Origin of the sequence: Nocardia wallacei, from assembly GCF_029869545.1 — a bacterium.
In the GTDB taxonomy this organism is placed as follows: Bacteria; Actinomycetota; Actinomycetes; order Mycobacteriales; family Mycobacteriaceae; genus Nocardia; species Nocardia wallacei_A.
In genome coordinates this window covers 16874-37646 of the sequence record NZ_JARWQD010000342.1, presented here as the reverse complement: position 1 = coordinate 37646, position 20773 = coordinate 16874, and the positions used below count along the sequence as shown (strand labels likewise).

The 20773-nt window shown below is 70.2% G+C and carries 20 protein-coding genes; 6 read left to right on the top strand and 14 right to left on the bottom strand.

Going from position 1 to position 20773, the window contains the following annotated elements; all coding sequences use genetic code 11:
* From QH290_RS31100 to QH290_RS31070, 7 genes are all read right to left on the bottom strand, one after another.
* A complete protein-coding gene (locus QH290_RS31100; protein ID WP_280386780.1) occupies positions 1-1848 on the bottom strand; it encodes a non-ribosomal peptide synthetase in 1848 nt (615 codons plus the stop codon).
* A complete protein-coding gene (locus QH290_RS31095; RefSeq protein ID WP_280386778.1) occupies positions 1845-2870 on the bottom strand; it encodes an HAD-IIIC family phosphatase in 1026 nt (341 codons plus the stop codon). The genes QH290_RS31100 and QH290_RS31095 overlap by 4 nt, the downstream gene beginning before the upstream one ends.
* Positions 2870-3862 (bottom strand): 3-oxoacyl-ACP synthase, encoded by a 993-nt coding sequence (locus QH290_RS31090; RefSeq protein ID WP_280386776.1) that lies wholly within the window; start codon positions 3860-3862, stop codon positions 2870-2872. The genes QH290_RS31095 and QH290_RS31090 overlap by 1 nt, the downstream gene beginning before the upstream one ends.
* Entirely contained in the window at positions 3856-4953 is a 1098-nt protein-coding gene (locus QH290_RS31085) for an acyl-CoA dehydrogenase family protein (RefSeq protein ID WP_280386773.1), read from the bottom strand. The genes QH290_RS31090 and QH290_RS31085 overlap by 7 nt, the downstream gene beginning before the upstream one ends.
* On the bottom strand, positions 4950-5234 hold the full coding sequence (locus QH290_RS31080; RefSeq protein WP_280269080.1) for an acyl carrier protein: 285 nt from the start codon (positions 5232-5234) through the stop codon (positions 4950-4952). The genes QH290_RS31085 and QH290_RS31080 overlap by 4 nt, the downstream gene beginning before the upstream one ends.
* 113 nt (positions 5235-5347) lie before the next feature.
* Positions 5348-5620: a hypothetical protein gene (locus tag QH290_RS31075; protein ID WP_280269081.1), complete on the bottom strand. Its 273-nt coding sequence runs from the start codon at positions 5618-5620 to the stop codon at positions 5348-5350.
* 167 nt (positions 5621-5787) lie between these two features.
* A complete protein-coding gene (locus QH290_RS31070) occupies positions 5788-6234 on the bottom strand; it encodes a type II toxin-antitoxin system Rv0910 family toxin (protein WP_280386771.1) in 447 nt (148 codons plus the stop codon).
* 335 nt (positions 6235-6569) lie between these two features.
* Between QH290_RS31070 and QH290_RS31065 the strand changes: the two genes are divergently transcribed.
* Entirely contained in the window at positions 6570-8123 is a 1554-nt protein-coding gene (locus QH290_RS31065) for an MFS transporter (RefSeq protein ID WP_280386769.1), read from the top strand.
* A gap of 6 nt (positions 8124-8129) precedes the next feature.
* Here the strand turns inward: QH290_RS31065 and QH290_RS31060 are convergent, their stop codons facing one another.
* A complete protein-coding gene (locus tag QH290_RS31060; protein ID WP_280268100.1) occupies positions 8130-8570 on the bottom strand; it encodes a MarR family winged helix-turn-helix transcriptional regulator in 441 nt (146 codons plus the stop codon).
* 122 nt (positions 8571-8692) lie between these two features.
* Between QH290_RS31060 and QH290_RS31055 the strand changes: the two genes are divergently transcribed.
* Together QH290_RS31055 and QH290_RS31050 are read left to right on the top strand one after the other, a co-directional pair.
* The gene (locus QH290_RS31055) at positions 8693-10090 is read left to right on the top strand and encodes an MFS transporter (RefSeq protein ID WP_280386768.1); all 1398 of its coding nucleotides are present in this window, start codon (positions 8693-8695) and stop codon (positions 10088-10090) included.
* A 152-nt stretch (positions 10091-10242) separates the two neighbouring features.
* Positions 10243-11679, top strand: coding sequence for a short-chain fatty acid transporter (locus QH290_RS31050; RefSeq protein WP_280386766.1), 1437 nt, complete (start codon positions 10243-10245; stop codon positions 11677-11679).
* A gap of 109 nt (positions 11680-11788) precedes the next feature.
* On the opposite strand, the gene ligA is transcribed toward QH290_RS31050, so the two are convergent.
* Complete coding sequence (ligA, locus tag QH290_RS31045) at positions 11789-13780, bottom strand: NAD-dependent DNA ligase LigA (RefSeq protein ID WP_280386764.1); 1992 nt, start codon at positions 13778-13780, stop codon at positions 11789-11791.
* A gap of 344 nt (positions 13781-14124) precedes the next feature.
* Between ligA and QH290_RS31040 the strand changes: the two genes are divergently transcribed.
* Positions 14125-14568 (top strand): NUDIX hydrolase, encoded by a 444-nt coding sequence (locus QH290_RS31040; RefSeq protein WP_280268096.1) that lies wholly within the window; start codon positions 14125-14127, stop codon positions 14566-14568.
* A gap of 18 nt (positions 14569-14586) precedes the next feature.
* On the opposite strand, the gene QH290_RS31035 is transcribed toward QH290_RS31040, so the two are convergent.
* The 4 genes from QH290_RS31035 to QH290_RS31020 all read right to left on the bottom strand — a co-directional run bounded on the left by QH290_RS31035 (position 14587) and on the right by QH290_RS31020 (position 17241).
* Positions 14587-15318 (bottom strand): CE1 family esterase, encoded by a 732-nt coding sequence (locus tag QH290_RS31035; protein ID WP_280386762.1) that lies wholly within the window; start codon positions 15316-15318, stop codon positions 14587-14589.
* Positions 15315-15458, bottom strand: a complete 144-nt coding sequence (locus QH290_RS31030) for a hypothetical protein (RefSeq protein ID WP_280386761.1) — start codon at positions 15456-15458, stop codon at positions 15315-15317. The genes QH290_RS31035 and QH290_RS31030 overlap by 4 nt, the downstream gene beginning before the upstream one ends.
* 121 nt (positions 15459-15579) lie before the next feature.
* Positions 15580-16779: a glycoside hydrolase family 76 protein gene (locus QH290_RS31025; RefSeq protein ID WP_280386760.1), complete on the bottom strand. Its 1200-nt coding sequence runs from the start codon at positions 16777-16779 to the stop codon at positions 15580-15582.
* A gap of 126 nt (positions 16780-16905) precedes the next feature.
* Positions 16906-17241, bottom strand: a complete 336-nt coding sequence (locus QH290_RS31020) for a hypothetical protein (protein WP_280268093.1) — start codon at positions 17239-17241, stop codon at positions 16906-16908.
* Between the two features lie 398 nt (positions 17242-17639).
* Here QH290_RS31020 and QH290_RS31015 point away from each other — a divergent pair, with 398 nt between their 5' ends.
* Together QH290_RS31015 and QH290_RS31010 are read left to right on the top strand one after the other, a co-directional pair.
* Complete coding sequence (locus tag QH290_RS31015; RefSeq protein WP_280268092.1) at positions 17640-19121, top strand: glyceraldehyde-3-phosphate dehydrogenase; 1482 nt, start codon at positions 17640-17642, stop codon at positions 19119-19121.
* A gap of 91 nt (positions 19122-19212) precedes the next feature.
* Positions 19213-19704 (top strand): winged helix-turn-helix transcriptional regulator, encoded by a 492-nt coding sequence (locus QH290_RS31010; RefSeq protein ID WP_280268091.1) that lies wholly within the window; start codon positions 19213-19215, stop codon positions 19702-19704.
* On the opposite strand, the gene QH290_RS31005 is transcribed toward QH290_RS31010, so the two are convergent.
* Entirely contained in the window at positions 19694-20746 is a 1053-nt protein-coding gene (locus QH290_RS31005) for a YihY/virulence factor BrkB family protein (protein WP_342213780.1), read from the bottom strand. The two genes, QH290_RS31010 and QH290_RS31005, sit on opposite strands and share 11 nt — an antisense overlap.
* Positions 20747-20773 lie beyond the last annotated feature (27 nt).

Genomic DNA, 20773 nt, shown 5'->3' with positions numbered 1-20773 from the left:
TCACACCTCGAATGCCATCGGCATGCTGTCCGCGGCCTCGGACCGGTCGGCCGGGTTCGTCTCGAGCGCCGCCGCCTGCGCGGCCACGGTGTCGAGATCGAACAGCATCCCCACCGAGATCGCGCCCGGCCACCCGGCCTCCAGCCGCAGGTGCAGCGCCACCACGCGATGAGAATTGCCGCCGACGTCGAAGAAGCGGTCCTCGCGATCGAAGTCGTCCTGGCCGAGGACCTCCGACCAGATCGCGCCGATCGCCCGCTCGGCCGCGGTCCACCGCTCCCGCGACGGGGCCGCGCGCCGCTCGGCCGGGGCCTGCAGCAGGGCGCGCAGGGCGGCTTCGTCGAGTTTGCTGCTGCCCGCCGCGATCGGCAGCGACTCGATCATCACGAACCGTCCCGGAACCGATTCGGGCGCAAGATGTTCGGCGCAGAACGCGGTCAGCGCGCCGGTGGCGGGCGGTGCCGCGGCGGCGTCGCCGGGGACCCAGAAGGCGGCCAGGTAGGCGGTCTCGTCGGCGTCGGCCGCGTCGAGCACGACCGCCTGGCGCACGGCGGGATGCCGCTCGAGCACCGCCTCGACGGCGCCGCGTTCGATCCGCACACCGCGCACCTTCAGCTGGCCGTCGGCCCGACCGTGGAATTCGATGTCGCCGTGGGCATCCGAGCGCGCGAGGTCCCCGGTGCGGTACATGCGCCCGCCCGGCTCGGCCGCGAACGGATCGGCGACGAACCGGGTCGCGGTCAGACCGGGCTGCCGCGCGTACCCGTCGGCGACCTGCACGCCGCCGAGGTAGAGGTCACCGCGGGTGCCGCGGCGGACCGGCCGCAGCGCGGGGTCGAGAATGTGGGCCGTCGTGCCGTCGGTGGGTGTGCCGATCGGCACGACGCGCGGGGTGGTCGGGCCGACGACGTGACAGATGCAGGTGACCGTCGCCTCCGTGGGGCCGTACTCGTTGTGCAGCAACGTGTCCGGCAGGGCGGCGCGATGCTCCTCGACCAGGCGGACCGGCAGCGCCTCACCGGCGAGCGAGACGATCCGCGGCGCCGGTTTCAGCTCGGTCAGCCGGGGCAGCAACAGCCGGTAGAACGACGGCGTCGCCACGAGGTGCGAAATGCGGTGGCGGACAGCGAGTCCGGCGACGGCCTCCACATCGGGCAGCATCCCGGCGTCGGGCAGCACGCTGGTGCCACCGACGGCCAGCGCCCACGCGACACCGATCAGGGAGCCGTCCCAGATCAGCCGCATGGCGGCGAAGGTCACCAGTTCGCCGTCGCGATGCGGCGGGTAGTCGCGCGCACCGAGGAATCCGGCGAGGTTCGCCCGCGAGACGACGACGGCCTTCGGCTCGCCGGTCGAACCGGAGGTGGTGATCACGTACGCGGGCGCTCGCGGGGGCGGGGGATCCGGCAGTGCCACGGCGGGCGCGTCGGCGCCGTCGGCGATATCGAGAACCGCCGGTCGCGCGGTCGTCGCGGCGAGCAGCGCGGCCACCTCGTCGCGCGGGGTGAACCCGTCGTGCCCGTTGACCAGCACCGCGGCACAGTCGGCGGCGTCCACCACCGCGCGCACCGTCGCCGCCGGGCGTCCGGGTTCGACCACACACCACGCCGCGGCCGCGCGCAGGGCCGCGATCATGCCGATCACGGTGTCCACGCTCTGGCGCTGGAACACCATGACCGTCTGCCCCGGGCGCACACCGGCCGCGACCAACCGGCGCGCGAGATAGGCCGTGGCGGCGTCGAGTTCGCGATAGGTCAGCGAGCGGTCGCCCACCACGAGCGCGGTGCGGCCGGGTACGCGTTCGGCGTGCTCGAGGATCGCGCGCACCAGGTCCGGCGCCGGGTTCACCGGATCACCTCGACGTGCCCGGTACCGCCGATATCCTGTGGTGGCACCCGGCAGATCAGCAGCATGCGGTCGCCGTCGGACTCGAGCACCTCGAATCCCGCGAACCGCAGCGTCACCAGCATCACCCGATTGACCGGGGTGGCAACGAATTCCGCGGCCGGGCGCCTGCCCGCCGCGCGGGCCCGCCGGACGATCTCGCGGATCATGGCCGTTCCGACGCCGCGCGACATCACGCGGCACGACATCAACAGCAGGCGCAGCACCGAGTCGCCGCCCCGGATCTCCGAGACCGCGAGCCCGATCGTGCCGTAGCCGCCGAACCGGTCGCGAAGATCGGCCACGAGCACCTCGTGATGCGGTGACGAGCACATCCGGCGCAGCTCGTCGATGTCGAAAGTCGTTCCGGTGGTGTTGAGCTGATGGGTGCGCACGGTCAGCTCGTGGGCGCGGGCGAGATCGGACTCCGTGGCCGTGCGTACGGACATGACCAGCTCCAGCGAGGCGAGGAAGTCGGCGTCGGAGCCGTGGAACTCGGCCTCGCCCGCCCGCCGGGCACGCTCCGCGCGATAGTACGACCGGCGGTGCCGTGCCTCGGTGGTCACCGTGCCGGGCGTGAATTCGGGCAGCTCCGCCAGCTCGGCCAGGCGATGCGCCGGATAGCACCGCACCTGCGGGCACGCGGACGCCACCTCGGCCAGCTCGACGGGATCGTTGTCGATGAACGCCATGGTCTCGTGCCCGATGTTCAGCGATTCGGCGATGCGGCGGATCGCCTGCGACTTGGGGCCCCAGCCGATTTCGACGGCGGAGAACATGTCCTCGATCCCGTGCCGCCGCAGATGCGCCGTGGTGGCCGACGATTCGCCGCGGCTCGCGACGGCGTGCAGGATGCCACGTTCGTCCAGTGTCCGGATCGCCTGGAGCGCTTCGGGTTTCGGCGCCCCGCCATCGGATTCCAGGACCACGCCGGGCCACAGCGTATCGTCGAGATCCCAGACCAGGCACTTCACCGTCGCCGCCATCACACCCTCCGCATCAGGCCGGCGCTCCACGCCGCCACCGGGCTGCTGTTCAGCAGCAGCGCGTACTCGCCCGGCATCCGCGTGGCCGCGGCGGACTCCAGATTGACCAGCATGTCCATCGAGCCCAGGTGACCGTAGGCCGCGAGATTCTCCCGGCAGCCCTTGTCGATCGGGACCTCGAGCGCCTCCTCCCAGAAGGCGAACGCACCGGACGACAGGTTCTGCATGAGGATCGGACCGGTGTCGCCGATCCGGATCCCGTTGCGTTGCAGCAACTCCGGAATGATCGCCTCGAACCGCTTCTTGCTCTCCACCGCGAGCCGGAAGGAGTAGGTGGATTCGTCGGCGCAGTCCTCGGTCCAGTCGGCCGCGGGGATGTCTCGATAGTCGATCCGGAACAGATCCGCGTATCTGCCGTCGCTGCGCAGGATGTGGTCGACGAACTCCCAGCGCCCGCCGGAGCCGGTGACGAGGAATGCGGCGGCGCCGTCGCCGAGCAGTGTCATGGGCGGCCGATAGCGGCGGCGCGTCGGTGTCTTTGCCGCGACGGCGACGAGTACGGTGCGGCACCGGGCGTCCCCGCGCAGCAGCGCCGCGGCGAGGGTCAGCGCGGCGGAGATCGAGACGCATCCGAGATCGCCGACGCCCGCGGTGAAGGCGCGCGTGGCGCCGAGACGGTGTTGCAGCCGTGTGGTTTCCGAGGCGAGGAGGTATTCGGGGGCGCGCCCCGTCACCAGCAGCAGGGCATCGACATCGGCGGCGTCGAGATCGGCCGCGGCCAGTGCCGACCGCGCGGCCTCGGCGGCCAGGTCCACCTCGGTCAGCCCGTCCGCGGTCCGCACCGTGTCTATGCCCAGGGCCAGCGCGTGGTCGCGGCGGTTCGGCGGCAGATCGTGCAGCTCCGCCAGCGTCGCCACGCGCGCGGCGGCCTCGGGGAACCATGTCGCGACCGGGCCGATCCGGACCTGTTCGCGCGGTGGATCGTTCAGCATCGCGCACCTCGCAGCACGTGTTCTCCGATCGTCACCTCGGCGACCTCCTGCGCTCCCTCGATGATCTGCATGACCTTGGCATCGCGATAGAAGCGCCCGGCGCGGGCGTCCGGCCCGCAGCCCGCCGCGCCGAGCACCTGCACCGCCCGTTCGCTCACCGTCGCCGCGGCACCGGCCGCCGCGTACTTGGCGGCGATGGTCGCGACGATCGACCCGGGCGATCCGTCGCTCCGCTGTTCGGCCGCGTGCTCGCAGAGCCCCTGCGCGCCTTGGATATCCACCCAGCAGCGGCCGAGCGTCGCGCGAATCAGCTGCTGCTCGGCGAGTGCGATACCGCCCTGGGCACGGGTGGCGGCGTGCGCGGCCGCGTCGGCCAGGCATGCCCGCGCGAGCCCGACGCAGCCCCACGCGACGGTGTATCGGCCGTGATCGAGGGCCGTGCCGACGACATGGGACAGTCCGAATCCCGGCGGCGCGACGAGCTGCGCGGCGGGTACGCGCACGCGGTCGAACCGGATATGCGCGAGCCGGGCGCCACGGAGACCGAGCTGCCCCTCGACCGGCTCCACGGATACGCCGGGACTGTCACGCTCGACCAGCGCGGCACCCAGCCCGCCCTCCGATCCGCCGAGCACCAGGAATACGTCGGCGACCTGACCGAACGTGACCCACAGTTTCTCGCCCGACACCCTGCGGTCCGTGCCGTCGGCCTCGAAAGCCGTTGCCACAGCGGATAGTTCGGTCCCGGCCCCGGCCTCCGTGGCGGCCAGAGCCGCGATCGCGTCACCGGAGGTGAGGCGGGGCAGCCACTCCTGGCGCTGGCCTGCCGTTCCCCACCGGTCCACGGCGGCGGCGACCATGCCGTGCACCGTGACCAGCGACCGCAGGTTCGTGCAGTGTTCGCCGAGCGTCGCGGCCAGCTCGCCGAGTTCCCGCGCAGCCAGGCCCGCCCCGCCGAGCTGCGCGGGCCGGTCGGCGCCGAGCAGCCCGGCCCGGGCGGCGAGGGTGATCACCTCATCGGGCAGTCCCGCGCGATCCCAGTGCGCCGCATCCGATTTCGCGGCCGCCACCACCTTCTCGACATCGATCACGGCTGCCCGTTCCCGGACTGCTTGCGTTCGACGAACGCGGCAGCGCGGGCCGCGGTGCGGAAGTTGTCGAGATCGAGATCCTCGACCTCGACCGAGATCCCGTACGTCCGCTCCACGTGGACGACGATCTCCAGCGCCCGCAGCGAGTTGACCAGCCCCAGCGCGAAAATGTCGTCGTCGCCGGACAACTCGGCGGCGGCGATCGAGCCGAAGTACGCCCGCAACTCCTCGGTCAACGCCGTGCGCGGCCTCGCCACCGGCTCCACGTAGTCCACAGACACCAACACCTCTCGCCGTTCTCCCGCGGTGAGCAGCCGACCGCCCTCGTCTCCGCAGATCACAACAACACGGCCGGTGAGGCCCGGCAAGCCCCTGGTTTTCCCGGCGGGCGCGATCACTCGCCGGGATGATCGAGCAGCCGCAGGTCCGGCGGCACCAGGGTGGTGCTGTCCATGAGGGCGCGGATCAGGTTGTGGTTCAAGGTGTTTCCGACCGGTTCGCCGCGGCGCCCGGCACGCTCTGGGCGCTCGCGCTCACCGGCGGTCTGACCGCCGCGCCGGTCGAGGGACGGCGAATCCGGTTCGGCCGCAACAAACCCGACGTCGACGTCTGCCTCGGCGGCGACGACCGCAAGGTCAGCCGCTGCCACGGCCTGCTGATCTGCCACCGCGAGCAATGGTGGGTCGGCACCGTCGGGCGCCTGCCGGTCCGGCTGCCCGGCTCGCGCATGCTGTTCACCGGCGAAGACCCGTTCCCCCTGGCACCCGGCTACACGCCGCTGTTCGTGCGTGGCTCCGGCCGTCGCGAACACCTGCTCATCGCGGCAGAATCCGCTCAGCGGCGGGCGGCGGCACCGAACGTTTCGGCGAGCCGACGCAGGCTGCGCTCGGCCTCCGTGATGGTCGCGTGCTCGATGACCGACGCGTCCGCATGGCGCAGGGCCGCCCCGCCGAGGCAGGTCTCCAGGGTCACCAGCGACTCGGCGGCGTCCTCGCTGCTGAGGGTCAGCGTGTAGGTCAGGTGGGTCCCGGCGATGCCGACTCCGGTCAGTTGCAGGGTTTTCGGGGCGCGGCAGTCGGCGACGGTCATGACCATCGTGTCGACCATGCTGAACATGGTCACCTGGGCCCGGATCTTGGCCCCGGCCTCCAGGGACCGGGGCGTGCGCCCGATCCAGTGGTCGTGTGTCGCAATCCATTCGGACATCCGGTCCGGATCCGACACCGCGGTCCAGACCTCGGCTCGCGGTGCATTCACGAGACGGGAAACGCTGCTCCGCACCTGCGTCACTACCTTTGCCTCCCAGTAATTTCCAGATCTGCGCGCTTGCTCGGCCGGGCCGGACCGGTCCGCGGTCGGGAACAAAGAGTGCGTGTAAACCGGTGAAACAGGCAGTTCGGCCGGGAAACTGTGTGCGCGACAGCATATCCGGAGACGGCCGTCTATTGCACATCGAACCTTGCCGGATGAATCGATCGCCCGATATTCCGCGGATGAAATTCCGAATGCAAGAACAATCGCACATACATGCGCAATGCGAATTCCCGGACAACGATAATCGCTCGCGGCGGGCCGTCGCGCCGCGTCCCGCGCCGCTCGCTCAGTAGCCTGTGCCGGTGGAGTCGCCGCAGAACGCACCGAGCGCCGCCGCGCGGCCGGGCATCGCCCTGGCGGTCGTCACCGCCGTCCTGTTCGTCACGTTTCTCGACACCACGGTGGTCAGCGTGGCGCTCGGCGATATCCGAAGCGAACTCGGCACCGACGTGGCGGCGCTGCAGTGGGTGGTCAATGCCTACACCGTGGTCTTCGCCGGTCTCATGCTGGCGGGCGGTTCGCTCGGCGACCGGTGGGGCCGCAAGCGGGTGATGATCGCGGGGCTGGTGATCTTCTGTGCCGGATCGGTGCTCGCGGCGACCGCGGGCAGTGTGTCGATGCTCATCGCCGGGCGGGCGGTCATGGGTCTGGGCGCGGCCGCGTCGGAACCGGGGACCCTGTCGATAGTGCGGCAGATCTACCCGGGCGAACGGGCCCGCGCCAGGGCCGTGGGCGTGTGGGCCGCGGTGTCCGGCCTGGCGCTGGCGGCCGGGCCGGTCGTGGGCGGGGCGCTGGTTCACGCGTACGGCTGGCGCTCGATCTTCTGGTTCAACCTGCTGATCGGCGCGGTGGCACTCGTGGCGGCGCTGTGGTCGGTGCCCGAGAGCGCCGACCCACCGGCGGGCCCGATCGATCGTCTCGGAATCGTGCTCGGCGCAGTCTTTCTCGGGTCGGTGATCTATGCCGTGATCTCCGGTGAGGAGCGCGGCTACACGGCGCCCTCGGTCGTCGCGACCTTCGCGCTCGGCGGTATCGCGTGCGCGGCGCTGGTCGCCGTCGAAAGGCGGGCTCGCGCGCCCATGCTCGATTTCCGTTATCTGCGCGTGCCGATCGTGCGCGGCGCGCTGGTGGTCGCCTTCGCCGTCTACTTCGGAATCTTCTCGATCTTCTTCTTCACCGCGCTGTATCTGCAAGTGATGCAATCGTATTCGGGTACGCGCACGGCCGCGATCTTCGCGCCGCTGGCCGTCGCGATGGTGGTGGGATCGCTGGCCGCCGGATTCTGGGTGGGGCGGCGCGGCGCGCGCCTGCCGATGATCATCGGGTGCGTGATCGGTGCCGGGGGAATTCTGCTGACCCGTCAGGCGCTGGCCGGGCCGCTGCACGATGTGCCGCTCGCGGCCGCGATGGCGGTGGCGGGGTTGGGTTTCGGTGTCGCCGTGGTGCCGTTGACATCGGCCGTACTGTCCGGGGTCCCGGCGGAGCACTCCGGTATGGCCGCGGCGGTGACCAATACGATGCGGCAGGTCGGTGCGGCGGTGGGGGTGGCCGTGCTCGGGGCGCTGGTGCACGCATTCCTCACCTCGGATCTGAAGGCGCGCATGACCGAGCTGGGTCTGCCGACGGCGTTGCAGCCCAACGCCGTCGAGGCCGTCGAGCGCGGCCGCATACCGGAGGGCGTGGATATCGGCCCGTATCTCAAATATCTGTCGAAGGTGTCGGAGGTTCTGAACACCGGAAAGGCGGCATTCCACCACGGCCTCGACGTGGCCTTGCTGGTCTCGGCGCTCTCCATCCTGGCCGCCGCCGCGTTCGTCGTGTGCGACGCGGCCTTTCACCGATCGGACCGGTCGTAGCCACCGCTAGCTGTGGGTGCGGGCGGCCTTGAGTTCCTCGGCGAGTGCCTCCATCGCGGGCAGGGCCCGCAACAGGTTCTCGGCGGTGGGGCCGGGCAGGCGGGCGACGCATTCGGAGACCGCCCGCGTGCGCAGCGTGCGGACGCGTTCGTTGACCCGGGTGCCGTCGGGGGTGATCTCGACGCGGGCGGCGCGCATATCCGACGGGTCAGGCAGCCTGCGGATCAGGCCGTCGTCGTCCAGCTTGCGGACCACCCGCGACACCATGGTCGGGTTGAGCCCCTCCAGCTCGGCCAGCTCGGCCAGGCCGAGCGGGCCGCGGAAGGCGATCAAACCGAGCACGGACGCCTGGGTGGGGGTGAGGCCCTCCCCGGTGGCGGTCGCGTTGAGCTGCCTGGCCAGCCGGAAGATCACTGCCCGCAGGCGCGTCACGTCCTCGGCGTCCACTGCTCCCACCTCTGTCTGCTCGTGCGTGTTCCGGCAATTGTGACGTATCGGTCCGCGCCCGCCCGCGAGGGATCCGCCGCTCACGGTTGATTGCTTGCCAGCAGGCAATTATATTGGAGGGCGTGGCGTCGATCGAGATCAGCAGTCCGGACACTGCGATCGCGCGACCCTTTCCCCGGCGCGGGCTGGTCTTCGGCATCGTCTCGATGGCCCTGCTGATGGCGTCGGTCGATGCGAGCATCGTGGCCACCGCGCTGCCCGCCATCCAGCACGAGCTGGGCGCCCGGGTGAACTGGGCGGGCTGGACGATCACCATCTACGCGCTCGGGCAGGTGCTGACCATGCCGGTGGCCGGGCGCATCAGCGACCAGTTCGGCCGCAAGAAGGTATTCGTCGGTGCGGCAATGCTTTTCACCGCGGCCTCGCTGGCCTGTGGATTCGCCGGGAATATCGCCGTGCTGGTGGTGCTGCGCGCGATACAGGCCATCGGCGGTGGCGCCTTCATGCCGTCGGCGACGGGGATCGTGGCCGACCATTTCGGGCCGGGGCGCGACCGCGCGATCGGCATGTTCACCAGTATCCTGCCGCTCGGCGGCATCATCGGGCCGGTGTTCGGCGGAGTCTTCGTGACGTTCTGGTCTTGGCGCGGGATCTTCCTGGTCAATGTGCCCATCGGGATCGCGTTGACAGCCCTCGCGGTGGCGTTCATACCGGCCGACACTCCGCGACCGGCCGGGCGTGTCGACGTGCGCGGCGTGGCCCTGCTCGGCGCGATGGTGCTCGCGAGCATGCTCGGCATCACCTATCTCGGCAGCGGGGAGGTGGCGGTCTACGACCCGGTCTTCCTCGCGTGCGAGGCGGTCGCGCTGGTCGCGGCGGTGCTGTTCGTGCGGCACGCGAAACACCATGAGCGGCCGTTCATTCCGATCCGGCTGATGCGGGGGCGCGGCTTCGGCGTCATGAACCTGATCAATCTGTGTTTCGGCGCCGCCGCGATCGGTGTCGGCGCGCTGGTCCCGCTCTATGCCGAGGAACGCTTCGCCATCACCTCCCTGGAGGCCGGAACCCTGCTGACGGCCCGCGCGGTCGGTTCGGTCTGCGTGGCCGCGCTCGCGGTGTTCTCCATGCGCCGCATCGGCCATCGGTGGCCGATGCTCATCGGATTCTCCGTGACCGCAGCGGGTTTCGCGGCGATGTACACCGCGCCGGGGAATATCTCGCCGTACCTGTGGCTGTCGATCGCGGCGGGTATCACCGGCATCGGCATGGGCATGACGGTGCCCGCGACGAACAACGCGAGCCTGCAGCTGGCGCCGGACCAGGCGGCGTCGATCGCCGGTCTGCGCGGCATGTTCCGGCAGAGCGGCGCGATCATCGCCATCTCCGTCACCACCGCGATCCTGGCGCGCAGCCAGGATCCCGGCGCGGTCCACGCCGACCTCCTCCTGGCCTTCGCCGCGCTGCTGATTCTCATCCTGCCGCTGCTGTTCCTGGTGCCGGATCACCGCGGCCGCTGGTAGTCGCGGGCACCGAAGGTTTCTGCGTAGTTGCAGACCGGACCTGCATACTTCGGCATTGCCCGGCGCGCAGGGGACCTCTACTCTCACCGATCAGGCATGTGTGACGCGTCACATAGCGTCACGCCGATGCATGAGGGATGAGGAACAACTGCATGACGTCCATGATCGAACAGGGCAGCTCCGAGACGGGCCTGGCGCGGGTCGCGCAGTCGCTCGCGCGGTGGACGGAGAAGTGGTTTCCCGACGCCTATGTCGTCGCGCTGGCGGGTGTCGTGCTCGTGGCGGTCGCCGCGCTGGCCAACGGATCCTCGCCGCGCACGGTCGTGACCGTATTCGGCGACGGCTTCTGGGATCTGACCGCGTTCACGCTGCAGATGGCGATGGTGGTGCTCACCGGCTACGTCATCGCGACCTCGCCGCCCGTCGCCCGGTTGATCGACCGGCTGGCCGCCGTGCCGCGTGGCGCGCGCGGCGCGGTGAGTTTCGTTGCGTTCCTGGCGATGTCGATCTCGTTCCTGAACTGGGGGCTCAGCCTGGTGTTCGGCGGGTTGCTGGCCCGGGCGATCGCGCGGCGGACCGATCTGCGGGTGGACTATCGCGCGCTCGGCGCCGCGGCGTTCATGGGGCTGGGTGCGGTGTGGGCGCTGGGGATTTCGTCCTCGGCGGCGCAGCTGCAGGCCACGGCCGCCTCGCTGCCCGCGGCGCTGCTGCGGATCACCGGCGTGCTCGACTTCGGGACCACGATCTTCACCTGGCAGTCGCTGCTCATGTGCGCGATCATCATGGCGCTCACCGTCGTGATCGCCCATTTCTCGGCGCCCCGGGACGCGGCGGTCACGACCGCCCGGGACCTGGACGTCGATCTGGACGACCGGCCCGCGGAGGTGGCGCCGCGGTCTCGGCCGGGGGAGTGGCTCGAGTACAGCCGGGTCCTGCCGCTGCTGGCGGGCCTGATGACGTTGGGCTGGTTGATATCTCAGCTCGCCGCCAAACCGGTGCTGACGGTCGCCAGCAATCTGAACGGGTATCTGCTCGTCTTCCTCGTGCTGGGCCTGGTGCTGCACGGAACGCCGCGCAGGTTCCTGCAGGCGGTATCGCTCGCGGTGCCCGCGACGGCGGGCATTCTCGTCCAGTTCCCGCTGTACGCGGCGATGGCGGCGATCCTCACCAAGGCGAAAGGCCGTGGCGGACATACCGTTTCCGAGCATCTGGCGGAGTTCTTCACCAGTATCGGCGGGGGTGGCGCCTTCGCCGTCGTCATCGCCCTCTACACCGTCGTGCTGGGCATCTTCGTCCCCTCCGGCGGCGGTAAGTGGCTGGTGGAGGCGCCGTACGTGATGCAGGCAGCCACCGACGTGCAGATGAATCTCGGCTGGACGGTCCAGATCTACAACGTGGCCGAGGCCCTGCCGAACCTCATCAACCCGTTCTTCATGCTGCCGCTGCTCGCGGTCCTGCGCCTGCGCGCCCGCGACCTCGTCGGCTTCACATTCCTCCAGTTCCTGCTCCACCTCCCGGTGGTCCTCCTGTTGGTCTGGCTACTGGGCATGACCTTCGACTACGTCCCCCCGATCCTCCCCAGCCCATGACCGGCGTCGGACCAGTTCTCGCTTGGCAGCGTCATGGTGGGCCCGGTATTCGTCGTGCGCAGATGGTCGCGGATAGCCCGCAGTATCGGCGGCGTGGACGCCCGCCCGGTTAGACGATCTTGGCGTCGATCAGCATGGTCCAGATGTCGCCCTGGTCGACGACTTCGACGCCGAGTTTTTCTGCCTTGGTGAGTTTGCTCTCGCCGACTCCCGCGCCGGTGATGAGCAGGTCGGTGGAGGCCGAGACCGAGGAGGCCGTGGTCGCGCCTGCTTTCTCGCAGTGGCGTTGAAAGGTGGGGCGGGGGACCTTCTCGCCCGAGCGGGGGTCGCTGATGGCGCCGGTGATGACTACCGTTTTGCCTTCCAGGGGTGCGCCCGCGGCGACGGCCGGGGGGAGGTCCTCCTCGCGCACGTCCAGGGATACGCCCGCCGCGCGGAGGCGGTCCAGTTCGGGGCGCAGGCGGGTGAGGTGAGTAACGAGGGAGGCGGCGACCTTCGGGCCGATGTCCTCGACGGCCACGAGTCGCTCCTCGCCCGCGTCGGCGATCTCCTCGAGGGAGCCGAATCCCGCGCGGGCCAGGCGGGCGGCGGTGCCGTCGGAGGCCATCGGGATGGCCAGGCCGATCAGCGCGCGGCGCAGGCCGAGGGAACGGCTGCCGTCGATCGACTCGATCATGCGCGCGGCCGAGACCTCGCCGATGCGGTCGAACTCGAGCAGCCGCTCCTTGGTGAGGGTGTAGAAGTCCGACGGGCGCTCCAGGATGCCAGCCTCGGCCAGGCGCTCGATCCACACCTGCCCGATGGCGTCGATATCGGCGGCCGCCCGCGATGCCCAGTGGATGAGCCTGCGCACCGTCTGCGCGGGACAGGAGACGTTGGTGCAGAACAGTTCTCGGCTGTTGCCCTGCTCGGTCACCGGTTGCCCGCAGGAGGGGCAGGTCGTGGGCGGCACGATCTCGCGCTCGGCACCCGTGCGCCGAGACGCGTCGAGCACACCGGCCACGAAGGGGATCACGTCGCCCGCGCGGCGCACCAGCACGGTGTCACCGATCTTGATGTCGCGGGCGCGGATCACCTCCTGGTTGGCCAGCGTCGCCCGCGTGACCGTGGTGCCGCCCACGAAGACCGGCTCCAGCCACGCCACCGGAACGATCTTGCCCGTCTTGCCGACGTCCCAGATCACCTCGGACAGCAGCGTCGTCTTCTCCTCGGCGGCGAACTTGAACGCCAGCGCCCCGCGCGGGGAGTTCGATCGTGTCCCGGCGGCGGCGTAGGCGTCGCGGTCGGCCAGCCGCAGCACCGCGCCGTCGATGTCGTAGTCCAGGTCGTTGCGGCCCTGCTCGATCTCGGTGATCGTCGCCTGCGCCTGCTCGGCGTCGGCGCAGTGCCGCATCCGCGCCCCCGTGATGCCCAGCGCCGCCAGGCCCTCCTCCAGGTCGACCGCGGCGCCGCCGCCGGAGGCGTCCAGGTCGAATCCGAAGAACCGCAGGCGGCGCTCGGCGACCGTGGCCGGATCCTTCGCGCGCAGCGTGCCCGCGGCCGCATTGCGGGGATTGATCAGCGGTTTGTCGGGGTGCGCGGTGTTGTAGGCGGTGAAGGTGGACCGCAGCATGACCGCCTCGCCGCGCACCTCCACCCGGCCCGGGACCGCGATCCGCTCGGGGACGCCGTCGGTCAGGGCGCGGACCAGGATGGTCACGTCGTCGCCGGTGGTGCCGTCGCCGCGGGTCACCGCGCGCAGCAGCCGGCCGTCCTCGTAGACCAGCGACAGCGACAGCCCGTCGAGCTTCGGCATCACCACCACCGATTGGCCGGGGAAGCGGTCGAAGAACGCCGCGACCTGCTCGGCGGTGGTCGCCTTCTCGAGCGACAGCATCGGACGCGAATGCCGGATCGGGGCGTGCAGCACCGCGGGCGCGCCGACCTGTTCGAGTGGGTTGGGATCGGGCGCGAGCTGCGGATGCGCCTCGATCAGGCCGCGGAGCTCGTCCTCGAGCGCGTCGTAGTCGGCGTCGGCGACCAGCGGCGAGCCCCGATAGTAGGCGTCGCGCAGCTCCACGATGCGGTCCGCGAGCTCGCGGATACGTTCCCCAGTCTCCACGGCACCGACGCTACCGATACCCACCGACATCTTCGAAGGCAGACGGCATTTCCGGGGCGGGAGGTCGTCGAGCATCGGTCGGGGCGGACGTCGTGCCCGGGAGCGGCGACGGCGGGGCGCCGGATCGGATCGACCGGTGTGGTGAGAGCGAATTTGCCGGTCGGACAGCGAATCTCGGGCACATCCGGTGTGGGAGCCGTCACAGTCGTGGCCGCGCGCGTGAATCCGCGTGCCCCGGTGGGTGTTCGGGGCATGTTGTCATGCGGCGGTCACGCCACGGTAATCTTGGAGTATCGCGGCGTGCGGCGGCGCGCGCCGGCTCGATCGAAGGTCGGTGAGATTCGGTGTCGGTTTCGATGTTCGACCAACCGTTGGCGCGTGGCGAGGACGACGGCGTAGGCCTGCGGGTCGGCGCGATCATCGACCGCGGCGGCGAGATCCTGCTGTTGGAACCGCACAGCACGGGGCCGATCCGCCCCACCCGCAAGCTTCCGGGCGCGACGGTCGAGCCGGGGGAGTCCGTCGCGGAGGCGGTGATTCGTGGCGTCCGGCACGAGACGGGCCTGCTCGTCACCGACATCGGTCATCACGTCGGCGATTTCGACTATCTGTCGCCCGCCGGAAAACCGGTGCGGCGCTTGCATTTCGCCGTCGAGGTGGCGGCCACCGGGCCGATCGTGCTGGGTGCGCACGCGAGTTATGTGTGGGCGCCGCTCGAGGGCGACCTGTCCGTCACGTCCTCGATCCGCAAGATCCTCGATACCTACCAGGACCTCGTCCACGGCTGATCGGCCCGGGCCCCCGCGTCACGGGAGGGGATGGTTCCGGAACAGCTGCCACATGCGGTCGCGCACGTCCGCACCGCGGGCACCGGCGGGCCATTCGTGGCCGCCGGCCCGGTACTTGCGCCAGACCACGTTGGCGCCCTGCTCGCAGGAATACCGGAAGCCCTCCGCTATCTCGGGACCGGTCTCGACCGCCGCGTCGTTGCCGCACCCGATGGTGCCGCGCCACTGCAGGTGCGCCGCGAAGACCGGCGCCTGCGTGAAATCGTTGTCGGCGGTGAAGAATCCGAACGACAGCTTGCGCACCGGCACGCCGTCCTCGCAGCCGCCGTGGGAGCCGCCCGCGTACATCGCCACCGCGCCCAGCTGGGCCGAGGCCGCGCAGGCCATCCGGGAGGTCATCTGCCCGCCGTTGGAGTGCCCGGCCATGTGGACCCGCTTGCCGTCGACGCACCAGGTGCTCTTGATCTCGGCGATGACCCGCAGCAGGAAGTCCACGTCACGCCGGTCGCCGTTCTCGAAGTACCAGCTGCGGTCGTCGGGCCGCTGCGGATCGCCGATGTCGTCCTTACCACCGCGCGGGTAGGCGACGATGAATTTCTGCTGCGCGGCGAATGCCGTCCAGCCGGACTGGGTCTCGTGCCTGGCGGGGTTGCTGCCGCCGCCGTGCAGCGCCACCAGCAGCGGTGCGGGGCCGGTCAGGCCGCCCGGGACGCGGACCAGGTACGGCTGGCCGCCGATGTCGCGGGTCACCTCGGCCGGGCCGTCGAGCAGCCCTGCGGTGCGGCGTCCTCCGGGACCGGCTGGGCCCCGGCGACCGCGGCCGGTCCGCACAGCGCGACGATGGCGAACAGCACCGCGACGGCTCTGGGAAGCCGACCGAACCTACGCATGTGTAACAACGAATACTCCTGCCCGGCAATGTAATTCCATGGAAACGCACAGAATCTATCGCCGAGTGCAGGTGTTCACGGAGTTTCCCGGGTGGTTTGTGACAGTTCCCAGTCGCGAATCTCAGTGTCGCGCCGCGGTCAGGCGATGGTCCGCCTCGAGCAGCATCCATCCGCTCAGCTGTACCGAGAGATCGGGGCTCAGGTTCGCCCACGTGGGCGCGGAGGACCGTGGCGGCAGGGCGCCCGCCCGCTCCGGCGCCGAGACCGCGCGGGTCCAGTCCATGCCGAACAGCGGGAGTCCGTCCACCTCGGCGCGGTGCTCCCACGCCGCCCGCGCGGACGCGTGCACGATGGCCGCGGCGGTCGTATCACCCAGGGACAGCGCGGTTTCGGCGAGATAGCGGGCGAGGATGCCCATGAACAATCCGGAATCGTCCGCGGCGGCCCCCGCGATCACTCCGCCGTTCGTGAGATGGTCCGCGGTCGCCCGCACGAGGGCGGCCGCGCGGCGGTGGTGCAGGGGGTCGCCGGTGCGCATCGCCAGCTCGGTCTCCAATCCGATGGCCACACCCTGGCTGTAGGTGTGGACGGTCCGCTCCACCCGGCCGCCGGGCTCGTGGACACCGTCGAGGATCAGGCCGGTTCCGGTGTCGCGCAATCGGGTGTGCAGGAACTCGGAAAGCTGTCGGGCGCGGGACAATTCGCCCGACCGCGCCATGGCGATACCGGTCGGACCGATCGCGGGCGTGTTGTAGAAACCGTCGCCGGACCGCCAGGGCACCGCGCCCACGGCGGGATTCCAGCCGTCGCGCAGGGCGGCCCGGAGGTCCCGCACGGCGGCGCCGAACCGGATGCCGAGCAGCCGGTCGGCGCGCTCGAGCGCCAGCGTCAGCCACGCCATATCGTCGTAGTACTCGTTGGTCCAGCCGGTGAGATTGCGGGCCCGGATGCCGCGGGCGAGGGCGGCGACCCGGTCGGTGCGTTCGGGGGTACGGGCGCGGTGCGCGGCGTCCACCGCGCAGTCGAGCAGGTGGGCCTGCCACCAGTAGCACCACTGCGCGAACGACAGATCCAGCAGCGACGACGGCCACACGAGCATGCCCAGCCGCTTCCCGGACCGGCCCCACAGCGCGCGCACGTGCCGCCGGACGACGGCCTGTTCCGCCAGGTCGGCCCGCTGCCCGGGCTGTGCGGGACCGGTCGGCGCATGTGGCGTGATCGTCCCCGCCCGCGTCGGCTGCGCCATCGCGGTGAGCGCTATCGACGCCCCGGCCGCCGCCAGCACACCGCGTCGGCTGATCCCCTTGTTCCGGCGATCCATCCCCTCGGACTCCCTCCGGCCGAACCACGATCACCGGGATCGGCAACCGCGTCCTCAGCGTCGCGTGCCGGGGTGGCCGGAGGCTGAACTGCTCCGGAGTGCCACGAGAAGTTTCGGCGGGAGGTCTCAGGTGCCGTCCAGGTGGGGTAGCTCGCCGGTGGGCCAGCGCGCGTAGGTGCGTTCCGGTGCGATCGTGATCACGTCCGCGATCCGGACCAGGTCGGCGGGGACCATATTGTCGTCGAAGTGGTCGATGCTGGGGACGATGATCGCGTCGGCGGCCATATGGGTCACGGCGGCGGTCAGCTGGCGTACCGGATCGGTGGTGTGTTCGCCGAAGGTGATCGTTTTGCGCAGGTTGTATCCCAAACGCCGTGCGAGAGCGCGTATTTGGGCCTCATCCCACTGTTGACGCTGCCGGGATACATCCTTGCGCAGATATCCGAGTGCGTCGAAGGTCATCGATCTCCGTCCTCGAGTGTCGCTCGCGGGTGGGCGATTCCGGATATCGCCGACGGTTGCCTGCCGAGTTGCCAAGGCGATCAGCATCTTTCGGGCAAATTTGAGTCTAGGGCGGCGCCCGCCCCGTGGCGACCCCCGCGGCGGCGTACCGGCACGGCGCCTGTCCTGCGGTGTTTGCTGGCCGACCGGGCGGTGTGCACCCGGTGACCGGGAGGATTGCGGGTGCGCGGCCCGGAGGCCGGACGGGGAGAGAGGACATCTACCGGTCATCTACATCGCCGCCGGGACAGGCGGGCGTCATTCCGGCGTGTCCTCACAAGGGGGTAGCGGGGCCTTGTGATAGCGCGGCCCTGATTAGCATCGGTCCTACCCATCGTAGGAAACCCCTAGGACGCATTGTGACTGACGACCATCTGGACCGCTGGAACGCTCACGAGGCTTCGGCGGAGGCGATGATTCCGATCATCGGCAGGTTGTATCGCGGGAAGGGGGTGACCATCCTGCTGCACAGCCGATCGCTGGTGAACAAGTCGGTGATCAGCATCCTGCGCACGCACCGCTTCGCGCGGCAGATCGAGGGCGAGGAGCTGTCGGTCGATCAGACGCTGCCGTTCCTCGAGGCGCTGGCCGAGCTGGATCTGGGTCCGTGCAAGATCGACCTTGGCCGGTTGGTCACCGCCTACCGCACCGACGGCCGCGGGCGGTCGATCGCCGAATTCACCGCTGCGGTGCTGGCCGACGTCACCGACGGCAACAAGGCCGAGCCGCAGGGGCCGCGGGACGTGGTGCTCTACGGGTTCGGGCGGATCGGGCGCCTGGTCACCCGCCTGCTCATCGAGAAGGTCGGCTCCGGCAACGGGTTGACGCTGCGGGCCGTGGTGGTGCGCAAGGGCGGCGAGGGGGATCTGGCGAAGCGGGCCTCGCTGCTGCGGCGGGATTCGGTGCACGGCCAGTTCAACGGCACGATCAAGGTCGATGCCGACAACGACGCGATCATCGCGAACGGCAATGTCATCAAGTTCATCTACAGCGATGATCCGGCGGCGATCGACTACACCGAGTACGGGATCGACGAGGCCATCCTGATCGACAACACCGGCAAGTGGCGCGACCGGCAGGGCCTGTCGCAGCATCTGCGGCCCGGCATCGCGAAGGTCGTGCTCACCGCGCCGGGCAAGGGTGACGTCCCGAATATCGTGCACGGCGTCAACCACCGCGACCTGGATCTGTCGGACCCGATCGTGTCCTGCGCCTCGTGCACGACCAATGCGATCGTGCCGCCGCTCAAGGCGATGGACGACGAGTTCGGCATCGTGCGCGGCCACGTGGAGACGGTGCATTCGTTCACCAACGACCAGAACCTGCTGGACAACTTCCACAGGGCCGACCGCCGGGGCCGCTCCGCGCCGTTCAACCTGGTGCTCACCGAGACCGGCGCCCGGTCGGCGGTGGCGAAGGCGATGCCGCACTTCAAGGCCAAGATCACCGGCAGCTCGATTCGCGTTCCCACCCCGGACGTCTCGGTCGCGATCTTGAATCTGCAGCTCGAGCGGGAGACCACGAAGGCCGAGGTGCTCGAGTATCTGCGCCGGGTGTCGCTGGCCGGGCCGTTGAGCCGCAACCTCGACTACACGGCGGCCACCGACGTGGTCTCCAGCGACTTCATCGGATCCCGCGCGGCGTCGATCGTGGATGCCAACGCGACCATCGTCGACGACGACACCGCGATCCTCTATCTCTGGTACGACAACGAATTCGGCTATTCGTGCCAGGTCGTGCGGACGGTGCAGTACATCTCGGGCATCGAGTACCCGACCTATCCGCAGCTGGAGGCGCAGGACCCGGCGGGGGCGGTTCCCGAGCCCGCCGGGGCGCGGTAGCCGTCGGATCCAGGAAGTAGTTGCATTCCGCATTCGGACGACGTTGCCGATCCGAGTGATAGTAGAATGCAACTACTTCGAGGAGGCGCGAATGGAACCCCGGTCCGGATGTCCGATCAACGCCGCGGTGGAGGTGCTGGGAGATCCGTGGTCGATGCTGGTGCTGCGCGATGTGATGTTCGGTGATCGGCGCTACTTCCGCGAGCTGCTGAAGGGGTCCGAGGAAGGGATCGCGTCCAACATTCTCAGCAATCGGCTGCAGCGGCTGGTGGCCGCCGGACTGCTCACCAGGGTCGACGCCGGGCGCGGCCGCAGGGTGGAGTATTCGCTCACCGAGGCGGGCATCGCGACGCTCCCGGTGATGGTGGCGCTGGGCAACTGGGGCCTGGCGCACCGCGACGGCACCCGGGAACTGCGCGTGCGCGCCGAACTGCTGCGCGACGGCGGCCCGGAGCTGGTGGGGCGATTCATGGACGAACTGCGCGCCGCTCACCTCGGCATCCCGCTGCCGGATCCCGACGCGCCCACCGCGAGCGCCCAACTTCAGCAGGCATACGAGCGGGCCGTCGGGGCTACGAGGTAATACGTAAGGACCGAGACTCCTCCGACCGCGCCGGTTCCGGCGGTCGATCCGCCTCGGGCTGTGCTGTCTCCTGCCGCCCCGGCGCCGCACCCCGCACCTGCCGGGTGAGCCAGCGCCGCATGTGCTCGATCCGGGTGGTGCGGGCGGGCCAGAACTCCTGCACGGTGGCGTTGAACTCCGCCCCCAGAATCACCGCGAAACCGAGGAAGAACGTGAACAGCAGGAAGGCGATCGGGGTGGCGAGCGCGCCGTAGCTGATCCCGGTCCGGGTCACCCAGGTCAGGTAGCGCCGCAGCCCGTCGCTGGCGGCCATGAAGAACACGCCCGCCACCAGCGCGCCGCCGAAGAGCCGATGCCACGGCAGCGACCGGTGCAGCGCCAGCTTGTACAGCGTGGTCAGGCCGATGATGAGCAGCAGTCCGGTGCCCGGATAGTAGAAGCCGTCGAGCAGGCGCAGCCCCGGCTCGCGCCAGCTGTCGGGCAGCACCCGGCCGATCAGCGTCGGGCCCAGCGCGACCAGCGGCAGCACGAACACCGCCACCACCAGGAACAGCACGTACAACAGCAGCGCGAAGATGCGCTGCCACACCGGATGCCGGGCGTCCTGCTGGCCGTGCGCGGCCACGATGGCGTCGACGAAGGTGGCCATCGCCGACGAGCCTGCCCACAGCGACAGCACGAAGCCCACCGAGACCACCGCGCCGCGGCCGCGGCCGAGCACGTCGCCGACGGTCGGGGCGATGAGGTCGTCGACCACGGTGGGGCTGAACAGGTTCCGGCTGAAGCTGATGATCTTGCCCTCGACGATCTCCACGGTGTCGGGCCCGAACCAGCCGCCCACGTAGCCGAGGCTGCCGAGCAGCCCCAGCAGCAGCGGCGCCAGCGACAACGTCTGCCAGAAGGCGGCCGCGGCCGATTTCGCGAAGATCGAATCATCCCATGCCTTCACCGCCACACGCGCGACGAGCCGCCAGATCCGGCATGCCCCGCGCGTCACGCGTGCCCGCACCCCCGCATCGGGACCGGGTGCGGTGTGTGCCACGTGCGCGCCTGAATCGGGTGCGGTGTG